The 13,037-nt window shown below is 25.2% G+C and carries 11 protein-coding genes; 8 read left to right on the forward strand and 3 right to left on the reverse strand.

Annotation, left to right across the window (positions count from 1 at the left end):
* Positions 1-153 precede the first annotated feature (153 nt).
* Genes miaB through GOQ29_RS10155 form a run of 7 tightly spaced genes read left to right on the forward strand, consistent with a single transcriptional unit; the run spans position 154 to position 8,941 of the window.
* Positions 154-1,476, forward strand: coding sequence for a tRNA (N6-isopentenyl adenosine(37)-C2)-methylthiotransferase MiaB (gene miaB, locus GOQ29_RS10125; RefSeq protein ID WP_203372535.1), 1,323 nt, complete (start codon positions 154-156; stop codon positions 1,474-1,476).
* On the forward strand, positions 1,469-1,846 hold the full coding sequence (locus tag GOQ29_RS10130) for a YlbF/YmcA family competence regulator (protein WP_203372536.1): 378 nt from the start codon (positions 1,469-1,471) through the stop codon (positions 1,844-1,846). Before miaB ends, GOQ29_RS10130 begins: the two co-directional genes overlap by 8 nt.
* A gap of 59 nt (positions 1,847-1,905) precedes the next feature.
* Entirely contained in the window at positions 1,906-4,548 is a 2,643-nt protein-coding gene (gene mutS, locus GOQ29_RS10135) for a DNA mismatch repair protein MutS (protein WP_203372537.1), read from the forward strand.
* Positions 4,549-4,556: 8 nt separating this feature from the next.
* A complete protein-coding gene (mutL, locus tag GOQ29_RS10140; RefSeq protein ID WP_203372538.1) occupies positions 4,557-6,428 on the forward strand; it encodes a DNA mismatch repair endonuclease MutL in 1,872 nt (623 codons plus the stop codon).
* A gap of 13 nt (positions 6,429-6,441) precedes the next feature.
* Positions 6,442-7,383 (forward strand): tRNA (adenosine(37)-N6)-dimethylallyltransferase MiaA, encoded by a 942-nt coding sequence (miaA, locus tag GOQ29_RS10145; protein WP_203372539.1) that lies wholly within the window; start codon positions 6,442-6,444, stop codon positions 7,381-7,383.
* 12 nt (positions 7,384-7,395) lie between these two features.
* Positions 7,396-7,617: an RNA chaperone Hfq gene (hfq, locus tag GOQ29_RS10150; RefSeq protein WP_203372540.1), complete on the forward strand. Its 222-nt coding sequence runs from the start codon at positions 7,396-7,398 to the stop codon at positions 7,615-7,617.
* Positions 7,618-7,657: 40 nt separating this feature from the next.
* Complete coding sequence (locus GOQ29_RS10155) at positions 7,658-8,941, forward strand: methionine gamma-lyase family protein (protein WP_203372541.1); 1,284 nt, start codon at positions 7,658-7,660, stop codon at positions 8,939-8,941.
* 22 nt (positions 8,942-8,963) lie between these two features.
* On the opposite strand, the gene lexA is transcribed toward GOQ29_RS10155, so the two are convergent.
* Positions 8,964-9,584, reverse strand: coding sequence for a transcriptional repressor LexA (lexA, locus tag GOQ29_RS10160; RefSeq protein WP_203372542.1), 621 nt, complete (start codon positions 9,582-9,584; stop codon positions 8,964-8,966).
* Positions 9,585-9,732: 148 nt separating this feature from the next.
* Between lexA and GOQ29_RS10165 the strand changes: the two genes are divergently transcribed.
* Entirely contained in the window at positions 9,733-10,044 is a 312-nt protein-coding gene (locus GOQ29_RS10165; RefSeq protein WP_203372543.1) for a LysM peptidoglycan-binding domain-containing protein, read from the forward strand.
* Here GOQ29_RS10165 and GOQ29_RS10170 read toward each other — a convergent pair whose 3' ends face one another.
* Together GOQ29_RS10170 and purB are read right to left on the reverse strand one after the other, a co-directional pair.
* A complete protein-coding gene (locus GOQ29_RS10170; protein ID WP_203372544.1) occupies positions 10,045-11,001 on the reverse strand; it encodes a tyrosine recombinase XerC in 957 nt (318 codons plus the stop codon).
* A gap of 604 nt (positions 11,002-11,605) precedes the next feature.
* Positions 11,606-13,036, reverse strand: coding sequence for an adenylosuccinate lyase (purB, locus tag GOQ29_RS10175; protein ID WP_203372545.1), 1,431 nt, complete (start codon positions 13,034-13,036; stop codon positions 11,606-11,608).
* Between the last annotated feature and the right edge of the window lies 1 nt (position 13,037).

Consider the following 13,037-nt stretch of genomic DNA (forward strand, 5'->3'; position numbering starts at 1 on the left):
TCAAGTACAATTTAAGTAAAATTAAATTTTTTACTGGAAATTTGATGCGAAATCTCTGATAAATTATTTATTTACTTCTATTTTTTCATTATTTTTGTTATAATATAGGATAATTGGATACTATAGATAAAGAAGTATTTAGGAGGAATATGTATGAACAAAAAATATCTAATAACCACATGGGGTTGTCAGATGAATGAACATGATTCAGAAAAAATTGAAGGAATATTAAATTCCCTAGGATATATATCTACAGATAATAAAGAAAGTGCCAATTTAATTATATATAATACGTGCTTAGTAAGAGAAAATGCAGAATTAAAAGTTTATGGAAATCTTGGAGAGTTAAAAGGATTAAAAAGAAAAAATCCAGATTTAATAATAGCAGTATGTGGATGTATGATGCAAAAAGAAGAGGTTAGATCTATTATTAAAGAAAAATATTCTCATGTAGATTTAATATTTGGAACTCATAATTTTCATAAACTTCCGGAATTATTAGAAAGCTATGATCAAAAAAGAAATATGTTGATAGATGTATGGAATGATAGTCCAGATATCGTCGAAAATATTCCAACGAAACGCAAATATGATTTTAAAGCTTTCATTAATATAATGTATGGATGTAATAATTTTTGTTCTTATTGTATAGTTCCTTATACTAGAGGAAGAGAAAAAAGTAGAAATCCAGAAGATATTTTAGCAGAAGCTATAAAACTTAGTAAAGAGGGATATAAAGAAATCACATTATTAGGTCAAAATGTTAATTCTTATGGTAAAACTTTAGAAAATCAAGTTACATTTGCTCAATTGCTTTATATGTTAAATGAAATAGAAGAATTAGAAAGAATTAGATTTATGACATCTCATCCTAAGGATTTATCTGATGAATTAATTGATGCTATAAAAAATTGTGATAAAGTTTGTAATCATCTTCATTTACCTTTTCAAGCTGGAAGTAATAAAATACTTAAAATAATGAATAGAAAGTATACTAAAGAAAAATATTTAGATTTAGTAAAAAAGATAAGAAAAGAAATCCCAGATGTATCTCTTACTACAGATATAATTGTAGGCTTTCCTGGAGAAACCAAAGAAGATTTTGAAGAAACTTTAGATGTTGTAAGAAAGTCTAATTTTGATTCAGCTTTTACATTTTTATATTCAGTGAGGGAAGGAACTCCTGCAGCGAAAATGTCTGAACAAGTTCCAGATGAAATAAAGCATGAACGATTCCAAAGATTATTAGATACATTACATCCTATTAGTCTTAAACGAAATAAGGAGTTAATTAATAGAGAATTTAAAGTATTAGTAGAGGATATAAGTAAAAATGATGATACTAAATTATCTGGTAGAACTGATACTAATAGATTGATTCATTTTAAAGGAAATAAAGAATTAATAAGTGAAATAGTTAATGTAAGGGTTACAGATGCTAAAACGTGGACCTTGGAAGGTGAGATAGTTGAATAATATATTAGATATGGCTAGAGATTTAGGACAATCTATTCAAGAATCTGAAATATTAAAAGATTATTTGCAAAAGGAAGAAAACTTTCATAAAGATCAAGATGCTATAAATTTGCAAAATAAAATACAAGTAAAAAGTAAAAAATTAAATCAATTGATAATAGAAAGAAAAACAGAAAATATTAATAATTTAAAGTTAGAAATTGAAAATCTAAAACAAAAATTAATAGAAAATGAAAATTATAGAGAATATAATATAGCTAAGAGCAAGATAGAAAAGATCATGGAAAATATTAATAATATACTTGAGTATTATACAGGTATTAATAATAGATCTGGTTGTACTAATTGTAGCAAAAAATGTAATAAATAGACTAAGAAATATTTCTTAGTCTATTTACTTTAAATAATGCTTTATCAGGAGGAATTAATATGGGTAAATTAACACCTATGATGGAACAATATATGAAAATAAAAAATGAAAATAAAGGTTCTATTTTATTTTTTCGTTTAGGAGATTTTTATGAGATGTTTTTTGATGATGCACTGATTGCATCAAAAGAGTTAGAAATTACTTTAACTGGAAGAGAATGCGGTTTGAAAGAAAAGGCTCCTATGTGTGGTGTTCCATACCACTCTGCAGATGGATATATTGGAAAATTGATTTCAAAGGGATATAAAGTAGCTATATGTGAGCAGGTAGAAGATCCTCAGTTGTCAAAAGGTATTGTTAAAAGGGATATAATTAGAATAGTTACTCCAGGAACAGTAATTGATTCTAAAATGTTAGATGAGAAGAGAAATAATTATTTAGTTAGTATTTATTTAAATGATAAAGGTATAGGAATTTCATATGTAGATATAACTACTGGTGAGCTTTATACTACTGAAAAAAATGAAAAAGATATAAATAAATTAATAAATACTTTAATGGATGAGTTAGCTAAAATAAAGCCTAAAGAGATAATAGTAAATAAAGATATATATGACTCAAAAATTAGGAAAACAATTGAAAATAGATTCAATTCTACTGTTAACAAATCTCCGGAATGGGTATTTAATACTAATGAAAGTGAAAAAATAATTAAAAATCATTTTAATGTTTTAAACCTTAAAGGATATGGTATAGAAAAGTTGGATTTTTCTATTAATAGTATTAGTGCTTTATTAGAATATTTAGAGGAAACACAAAAGATATCATTAGCACATATTAATAATATATCGAAATATAATATTGATAATTATATGATTTTAGATATAAATACTAGAACAAATTTAGAAATTACTGAAACAATAAGAGATAAAACAAAAAAAGGTTCTTTATTATGGGTATTAGATAAAACATCTACTGCAATGGGAGCAAGAATGATAAAAAAATGGATAGAAGAACCTTTATTAGATAAAAAGCTAATTAATGAAAGATTAAATGGCGTAGAGGTTTTAATAGATAATATTGTTATAATGGATGATATAAAAGAAATATTAAAAGAAGTATATGATATAGAGAGACTTGTTGGTAAAATATCTTATGGTAATTGTAATGCTAGAGATTTAATTGCCCTTAAGAATTCTATAAAAATATTACCTGAATTGAAAGAAATATTAGGAGAATTAAATTCGTTTTATCTTAAAAAACTATCAAAAAATATTGATTTGTTAATAGATGTTCATGAGCTTATAGAAAACTCAATAATTAATGATCCTCCTATTACTATAAAAGAAGGTGGAATAATAAAGCAAGGATACAATAAGGATTTGGATGAATTAATAACTGCATCTAAAGAAGGTAAACAATGGCTTTCTAAATTAGAGAATTCTGAAAAAAATAGAACGAGTATTAAGTCTTTAAAAGTAGGTTTTAATAAAGTCTTTGGATATTATATAGAGATAACTAAATCTAATTTAGATTTAGTACCTGATGATTATATTAGAAAACAAACGTTATCAAATTCAGAGAGATATATAACTCCTGAATTAAAAGAAATGGAATCAAAAATTTTAGGAGCGGAAGATAAAAGTACAATATTAGAATATAAAATTTTTAATGAGATAAGAAATGAGATAAGAAATGAAATAGAAAGGATTCAAAATACCGCAAAAATAATTTCTAATATCGATGCTATAAATTCTTTAGCTCAAGTAGCATATAAAAATAATTATATTAAACCCAATATTAATAATAATGGTTTAATAGATATAAAAAATGGAAGACATCCAGTAGTTGAAAAAGTCTTAGATGAAGAAATGTTTATACCTAATAATACAATATTAGACACTGAAAATAACAGGTTAAATATAATTACTGGTCCTAATATGGCAGGTAAATCTACTTATATGAGACAGGTAGCAATTATAAACTTGATGGCTCAAATAGGAAGTTTTGTTCCAGCTGAATATGCTAATATTTCTTTAGTAGATAGGATTTTTACAAGGGTAGGAGCTAGTGATGATTTATCACAAGGTCAAAGTACTTTTATGGTTGAAATGAATGAGGTTGCTAATATTCTTAATAATAGTACTTCAAACAGTTTAATAATACTTGATGAAATTGGAAGAGGTACAAGTACTTATGACGGGTTAAGTATAGCGTGGGCAGTTATTGAATATATTAGTGATAAAAACAAGATAGGTGCAAAAACTTTATTTTCAACTCATTATCATGAGTTGACAGAATTAGAAGGTGTAATAAACGGTTTAAAAAATTATAAAATAACTGTAAAAGAAGATGGTGATGACATTATATTTTTAAGAAAGGTAGTAAGAGGAGAAGCTGATAAAAGTTATGGTATAGAAGTAGCAAATTTAGCTGGAGTACCATCTGAAGTTATTTCAAGAGCTAAAACTATACTATCAGAACTTGAAATGAAAGATATAAATAATGATATTGATTTTAAAAATCGTACTTATAATAAGGATGAAGAAATTTTAGGAGCTAAAGATGATCAAATAAATATATTTAGTTATAAGAAAGATGAAATAGTTAAAATTATACAGGAAATTGATCTTATTAATATAACTCCTCTTGAATCAATGAATATTTTAAATAAATTAATTAAAAAGACAAAAGAAATTTAGGTGATTATATGAATAATAAAATTAAAATATTAGATGATAATACTATTAATAAGATAGCGGCTGGTGAAGTAATTGAAAGACCAGCTTCTATCGTTAAAGAGCTTATAGAAAATTCTATTGATGCGGAATCTACTAGCATTACTATTGAAATTAAAAATGGTGGTAAAAGTTATATTAGAATAACAGATAATGGAAAAGGAATAAATCCAGAAGATGTCCAATTAGCTTTTTTAAGACATTCTACTAGTAAAATATCTAGTTCTAATGATTTATCAAATATATTATCTTTAGGTTTTAGAGGAGAAGCTTTAGCAAGTATTTCATCAATTTCTATGGTTGAATTAATAACAAAAACTGATGATAATGATGTAGGTAAATCTATTGAAATTCATGGTGGAATATTAAAGCGAGAATTGGATACAGGAGCTCCAAAAGGAACAACTATTATTGTAAAAAATGTTTTTTATAATACTCCAGTTAGAAAAAAATTCTTAAAATCTGATGGATCAGAATCAGCTAAAATTAGTGATATAATAAATAAATTAGCTATGTGTAATCCTGATATTTCTTTCAATTATATTAAAGACAATAGAAGTATACTTAAGACACCTGGGAATGGAGATATTAAATCAACTATTTATAGTATATATGGTAAAGAATATATAGAATCCTTAATAGATATTAATTTTCAAAATAATGATGATTTTAAAATTCAAGGATATATATCTAAACCATCATTAACAAGGGGTAATAGAAATAACGAATTATTTTTTGTTAATAAGAGGTATGTAAATAGCTTAATATTATCAAAAGCCGTAGAAGATGCTTATAGTTCTTTAATTACAATTAATAGATACCCAGTAGTGTTTTTATACCTTGATTTAAATCCTCAAGATATAGATGTAAATGTACATCCTTCTAAAATAGAGATAAAGATTGAAAATGAAACTAAAGTAATAAATAAAATAAAAGAAATTATTAGAAAAAAATTACTTGGTGAAAATTTAGTTCCCAAAATAAACTTATCAAAGGAAAATAATCAAGATAAACAAGAAAATATAATAGATATTATCAATACTACAAAGACTGTGTCAACTAGTAGTATTGATAATAAAGAAATGGATTTATCTAATAATAAATACAATGAATCTTTGAGTCAAACTGTAGATGTAGATAAGGTTTATGAAAATAATTATATATCTAATGACAATGATTATAATGGTCATAATGAGCTTAATATAAAAAATAAAAAAGAAAATGAAATTTCTAGTAACAATCCTAGCAACAATAAAGAAATTTTTCCCGATTTAAATATATTAGGTAGAGTTTTTGATACTTATATAATTGGTGAAGATAAAGAATTAAATTCATTATATATGATAGATCAACATGCAGCGCATGAAAGAGTTATGTATGAAAAATTCAGAAAACAATACGAAGAAGAAGAAGTTATAATTCAACCTTTATTAATTAGTGAAAATCTTGATTTAAATCATCAGGAATATCAATTAGTATTGAATAATATTCAATTATTCAGAAAATTAGGATTTGATATTGATGAATTTGGATCAAATACTATTATTTTAAGAGGAGTTCCTATGGTCTTTGGAGTACCTGATGGTCATAAATTATTTATTGAAATACTTGATAATTTAAATAATGAAATAAATAATAGGTATGAGTTAAAAGTGGAAAAGATCATGAAAATGTCTTGTACAAATGCAATTAAAGCAGGAGATTACATTGGAAAAATTGAGATTAATAAATTAATTTCTGATTTAAAAAATTGTAATAATCCTTTTACTTGTCCTCATGGAAGACCTATAACTATTAAAATTACAAAATATGAATTAGAAAAAATGTTTAAAAGAATTCAATAATAAGGATGATTTTATGAAAAAAGATCTAATACTTATTGTAGGACCTACTGCAGCAGGAAAAACAGCTATATCTATAGATATAGCTAGAAAAATTGCTGGAGAAATAATATCAGCAGATTCAATGCAAATATATAAATATATGGATATAGGAACTGCAAAAGTTACTAATGACGAAATGCAGGGAATACCACATTATTTAATAGATGAAATATATCCAGATGAAAAGTTTACCGTATCTGAATTTAAAAAATTAGCTTATAATTATATCTCTAAAATATACAATAAAAATAAATTTCCAATTGTTGTAGGAGGAACTGGTTTATATATAAATTCATTAGTATATAATTTAGATTTTACTAAAACTGTATCTAATTCTAAATTAAGATATAATTTTAATAAATTAGCTAAAGAAAAGGGAAACAAGTATATTCATGAATTATTAAAAGAAGTTGATAAAAAATCATATATAAGGATTCATGAAAATGATACTAAAAGAATTGTAAGAGCTTTAGAAGTCTTTTATGATACAGGAAAACCTATGAGTGAAAGTTATAATAAATTTAGAGAACCTAACCCTGATTTTAATTTCATTATTTTTGGAATAACTATGGACAGAAAAAAACTTTATAAAAGAATTAATAGTAGAGTAGATTTAATGATAGATAAAGGTTTAGTTAAAGAAGTTAAAGGCTTATTAGATATGGGTTATCATAAAAATCTTGTATCTATGCAAGGATTAGGATATAAAGAGATTATAAGTTACATTAATGGAGAAATATCACTTAATGATGCTGTAGAGTTACTTAAAAGAGATACTAGAAGATTTGCTAAAAGACAGCTTACTTGGTTTAGAAGAGATAATAGAATTAAATGGATTAATATAGAGGAATATAAAAATAAAAGTGATATTATTAGTAAAATTGTATCTATTATAGAAAATGATTTAAATATATGAGGAGGTAAAACTATGACAAAAAATATTAATTTGCAAGATACGTTTCTAAATAAAGTTAGGAAAGAAAAAATTTCTATTACGATTTATTTAATGAATGGATTTCAATTAAAGGGTTTTGTAAAAGGTTTTGATAACTACATAATAGTTTTAGAAAGCGGAGAAAAACAAAATATGATATATAAACATGCTATTTCAACAATAACACCTTCAAAAAATGTTGATTTTTTAGGATAATAAAATATCGACTATAATTAAAAATACAAGAGGTGGAAAAATGATTAAGTCAACCATAAATTTATTATGTAAACAAAACGGAATAGATGAAGATATTTTAGAATTAGTATTTAAATCAGAAGAAGATGTTAATTTAAAATTTGAAGAAATTGAAAAGGTAAGTGAATATAATCAATTAAAAGTATTAAATGCAATGCAAAAAGAAAAATTAGATTCTACAACTTTTAATTGGACAACTGGATATGGATATGGAGATATAGGTAGAGAAAAGACAGAAAAAATATATGCAAATATATTTAAAACAGAGGATGCACTAGTAAGACCTACAATTGTTTCTGGAACACATGCTTTATCTTTAGTATTGTTTGGTATTCTATTACCTGGTGATGAACTTATATCAGCTGCTGGAGCTCCATATGATACATTATTAAAGGTGATAGGGAAAGAGGGGAATGAAGATGGTACATTATTAGAACAGGGGATAAATTATAAGGAAATTCCATTATTAAGTGATAGAATTGATATTGAAAACCTTCTTTCTAAAATATCTGATAAAACAAAAATGATTCTTATTCAAAGATCTACTGGATATAGTTTTAGAAAAGCTTTAACTATTAAAGAGATAGAAGAAACTATTAAAGAAATAAAAAAAATCAGTAAAGATATAATATGTATGGTGGATAATTGTTATGGAGAATTTGTTGATATAAAGGAACCTACTGAAGTAGGAGCAGACATTATGGCAGGTTCATTAATCAAGAATCCAGGAGGTGGATTAGCTTTAACCGGAGGATATATTGTTGGTAAGAAGAATTTAATAAAAAGAATATCAAATAGGAGTACTGCACCAGGTATAGGAAAAGAATGTGGTTTGACATTTGGGACAACAAGGAGAACATTACAAGGATTATTTTTAGCTCCACATATTGTAGCTGAATCTTTAAAAATTGCATTACTTACCGCTAAAATTTTTACTGAATTAGGCTATGAAGTAATACCTAAAATTAGTGATAAAAGAAGTGATATAATTCAAGCAATTAAAATGAAGAATAAAAATAAAGTAATTAGTTTTTGTCAATCCATTCAGGCCTCATCTCCGGTAGATTCTCATGTAATACCAGAACCTTGGGATATGCCTGGTTATAATGAACCAGTCATAATGGCTTCTGGAGCATTTATTGAGGGTTCATCAATAGAATTAAGTGCAGATGCACCTATTAGAGAACCTTACATTGTATATCTTCAAGGAGGGCTAAATTATTATCATGGCAAACATGCTCTTATGCAGGTGTTATCTGATTTTAAAAATAAAGGATTAATTTAGAACAATAGACTAAGATAATATCTTAGTCTATTGTTCTAAATACTCCTTTTATTTTCCCTAAAATAATTACATCTTTAACTATAATTGGATCCATGTCTGGATTTTCTGGTTGTAACCTAATATAATCTTTCTCTTTATAGAATCTTTTTATAGTAGCTTCATCTTCAATTAATGCAACTACAATATCACCATTTTTTGCAATGTTTTGTTGCTTTACTAAAACATAATCTCCATCTAATATACCTGCATCCTTCATAGATTCTCCAACTACAGAAAGCATAAAAACAGTATCGTTATTAACAAGATCTACAGGTAATGGAAAAGTATCTTCAATATTTTCATTTGCTAATATTGGAATACCAGCAGTAACTTTACCTATAATAGGTACTTCTGTAATCTCTTTTCTACTGAATATATTATCATTTCTACCATCTAAGACTTCTATAGCTCTTGGTTTTGTAGCATCTCTTCTAATATAACCCTTTTTTTCTAGTCTAGATAAATGTCCGTGAACAGTTGAAGTAGATTTAAGTCCTACTGCTTTACATACTTCTCTTACTGATGGTGGATATCCTTTTGTCTCAATTTCTTTTTTTATAAAATTTAATATATTGTACTGTTTTTTTGATAAGTCTTCATACATATGTAGCACCCCACAATAGTTATTTTAAAATAGTATAACATAATTTTCAAAATAAATCAAACACTCGTTCGTTTTTCTCTTGACAAAAGAACATTCGTTCTGATATAATTTAATCAATGAAAAGAACTAATGTTCGGGAGGTTGAAAAATGAGAAAAAATAATATAGTTATAGTTAATAAATCTAGATTTACTATATTTCTGACAATTATAATAATATTATTAACTTTTTTGTTTAGTGGTTTACTAAATAGAGTAATTGCAAAAACGAATATTTTTCAAGATTATCAAGATTATAATGAAATTTTTGTTAGAGAAGGAGATACGATTTGGAATATAGCTAAAAAAAATAATCCATACGAAGAAGATATTAGAAAAATTGTATTTAAGATAGAAAAATTAAATGGTTTAGAAGGTCAATACATAAGACCGGGAGATATGATAAAAATACCAAGAAAGTAATTATTTCTTGGTATTTTTTGATAAAGGATTACTTTTAACTGCTTGTCTTAATTTATCATCATCTAAGTGAGTATAAATTTGAGTAGTGGATACACTAGTGTGACCTAATATTTGTTGAAGTGCTCTTATATCAACATTTCCATGTTTATACATTAGGGTAGCGGCTGTGTGGCGTAATTTATGTGTAGATATTTTTTCTGTATCAAGGCCAGCTTCACCTAAATGTTTTTTAACTAAATGTTGTACAGCTCTTACACTTAATCTGTTCTTTCGTTTACTTAAAAATAAAGCTTTAGGATCTTTAATATTACTTTTTGGTCTTATTTTTAAATATTCATTTATTGCATATATGCAAGATTCATTCAAATATATAGTACGTTCTTTATCACCTTTACCCGTAACTGTTAATGTGTCATCTTTTATTCTATCAATATCAATACTTACTAATTCTGATATCCTTAATCCGCAATTTAAAAAAAGCATTAATATTGCATAGTCTCTTTCGGGATATTGACCTTTAATATTATTGAGTAGTTCTAATGATTCATTTAAAGTTAAATAAGAGGGGTGTTTTGATGATAATTTAGGTGTTTCCAAATTCACAGCTGGATTTTCATCTATTAAATTTACTATACTATGTAAATATCTAAAAAAAGATTTTATGCTTGCAACTTTTCGAGCTCTAGTTGTACTAGAATTATTTCTTTGTTTATCTACAAATGATATATATGAAAATAAATCTTGTAAAGTAACTTTTTTCATTATATTAGAATCAAAATCTGAAACATCAATTTCATCGAATTCAATATCATTAGGAACTAATCTATATCTGATTTTTAAATATCTTAAAAAAGTTCTAAGATCATAATAATATTCCCGTATTGTATTCTTTGATTTACCTTTAATTGTGTCTAGATAATTTAGAAAATCTTCTAAGAAAATAGGTATATCATGCATAATTATCACTCCTTAACAAAATATATTGATATTATATCATTTTTGATGGTTTTTGTCACAAAATTATTATTTTGTGACAAAAAAATAAAGAAAATACATTCTTTTTTATAGATATTTTCTTTATTTTAATCATCTGTTTAATAAATCGAATGATTTTTATACTTAATTTTACTTTTTATGCTTAAACATTACTTCATATTAATATATAATTTTATTTTTAAATATTCCTTATGATTTTTATATTTGTCAAAATCAGGCTTGTTAAATTGGATTTTAAGGAGTCGTAATCGATATTTATATGTATTTACATATTCAGACATTAATCTTTCTTATACTTGATTATAAAAGCTTTTGCTGTGAAATGAAGTTTTTTCATGAAAATATATTTTGGATTTACAGATTTAAGAAAACTATTCCCTTTCTAAGACAATGATTTATACTATTTATAAGAAAATGAAGGATTCGTTAAGATTACATAAAAGAGTTTCAAGAAACATATGAAAATATTTCTGAAATCATATTGGTAGTAAATTATAAAAATTTTTAATGTTACTAGTAGGTTTACATAATAATATTATGTAAACCTATGGGGTTATTTCATATATCAAACTTTCAATTCTATATTTACTCCTAAAACTTCTTTATTATTTTTCAATATTGGACTTATATATTCATTAATAAATTCTTCTACTTGTTCTTCAGATCTTCCTATGAAATTTTTAGGGTTTATTATATTATCGATTTCATTATCAGATAATGGAAATTTATTTGAGTTTTTTATCTTATCAATTAAGTTATTTTTCATTCCAAATTCTTTCACTTCTTTAGCTGCTTCCATTGATAGCAATCTTATTTTTTCGTGTAATACTTGCCTATCTCCACCTTTTTTAACAGATTCCATTAAAATATTTTCTGTAGCCATAAAAGGTAATTCTTTATCTATATTAGTTTTAATTACATTTTCATATACTACTAAGTCCTCAAATATATTTGTAGCTATATTTAATATTGCATCACATGCCATAAACCCTTGAGCTATAGATAATCTTCTATTAGCAGAATCATCTAATGTTCTTTCAAACCATTGAGTAGAATATATCAATGCCGGATTCATTAAATTAGATATGATATATTTAGCTAAAGAAGATATTCGTTCAGATCTCATAGGATTTCTTTTATAAGCCATAGCGGATGATCCTATTTGATCTTTATTAAAAGGTTCCTCTATTTCTTTTAAATGTTGTAATAATCTTATATCATTAGTAATTTTGTGCAAAGATTGTGCAATACTACTTAATGATGCTAATATATCAAAATCTTGTTTTCTAGTATATGTTTGCCCAGATAATGGATGAATATTATCAAAACCCATTTTTTGAGCTACTAATTTATCTAATTTCACAACTTTATTGCTATCTTCATTAAATAAATTTAAAAAACTAGCCTGAGTTCCAGTAGTACCTTTAACACCTCTAAATTTAATATTATCAATTTCGAATATTAGTTTATTATAATCCAAATAAATATCATATAACCATAAAGAAGCTCTTTTTCCTACTGTTGTCATTTGTGCAGGTTGGAAATGAGTATAACCTAGTGTAGGTAAAGATTTATATTTTAAACAAAACTTAGACATTTTATCTATAAGATTTATAAGTTTGTTTTTAATTAATATAGAAGCCTCTTTCATAACTATTACATCAGTATTATCACCTACAAAAGCACTAGTTGCTCCTAAATGAATTATCCCTTTAGCTTTAGGACATTGTTCCCCATATGTATGAACATGAGCCATTACATCATGTCTAAATTTTTTTTCCATTTCTTTTGCTTTTTTATAATCAATATTATTTATATTTGATTTTAATTCCTCTATTTGTTCTTCAGAAATATTTAGACCTAATTCTTTTTCAGACTCTGCCAAAGCAATCCATAGTTTTCTCCAAGTAATGAATTTATAATCTGGAGAAAAAATTTCAGAAATTTCCTTACTTGAATATCTAGTTATTAATGGGTTTTCATATTCTGTTTTCATA

The organism is Anaeromonas gelatinilytica (assembly GCF_016820635.1).
Taxonomy (GTDB): Bacteria; Bacillota; Clostridia; order Tissierellales; family SIT17; genus Anaeromonas; species Anaeromonas gelatinilytica.

What these genes read in the sequence shown, in the direction of transcription:
- miaB (WP_203372535.1), top strand. Translation starts at nt 154, where the DNA reads ATGAACAAAAAATATCTAATAACCACATGGGGTTGTCAGATGAATGAA.
- mutS (WP_203372537.1), top strand. Translation starts at nt 1,906, where the DNA reads ATGGGTAAATTAACACCTATGATGGAACAATATATGAAAATAAAAAAT.
- mutL (WP_203372538.1), top strand. Translation starts at nt 4,557, where the DNA reads ATGAATAATAAAATTAAAATATTAGATGATAATACTATTAATAAGATA.
- miaA (WP_203372539.1), top strand. Translation starts at nt 6,442, where the DNA reads ATGAAAAAAGATCTAATACTTATTGTAGGACCTACTGCAGCAGGAAAA.
- hfq (WP_203372540.1), top strand. Translation starts at nt 7,396, where the DNA reads ATGACAAAAAATATTAATTTGCAAGATACGTTTCTAAATAAAGTTAGG.
- GOQ29_RS10155 (WP_203372541.1), top strand. Translation starts at nt 7,658, where the DNA reads ATGATTAAGTCAACCATAAATTTATTATGTAAACAAAACGGAATAGAT.
- lexA (WP_203372542.1), bottom strand. Translation starts at nt 9,584, where the DNA reads ATGTATGAAGACTTATCAAAAAAACAGTACAATATATTAAATTTTATA.
- GOQ29_RS10165 (WP_203372543.1), top strand. Translation starts at nt 9,733, where the DNA reads ATGAGAAAAAATAATATAGTTATAGTTAATAAATCTAGATTTACTATA.
- GOQ29_RS10170 (WP_203372544.1), bottom strand. Translation starts at nt 11,001, where the DNA reads ATGCATGATATACCTATTTTCTTAGAAGATTTTCTAAATTATCTAGAC.
- purB (WP_203372545.1), bottom strand. Translation starts at nt 13,036, where the DNA reads ATGAAAACAGAATATGAAAACCCATTAATAACTAGATATTCAAGTAAG.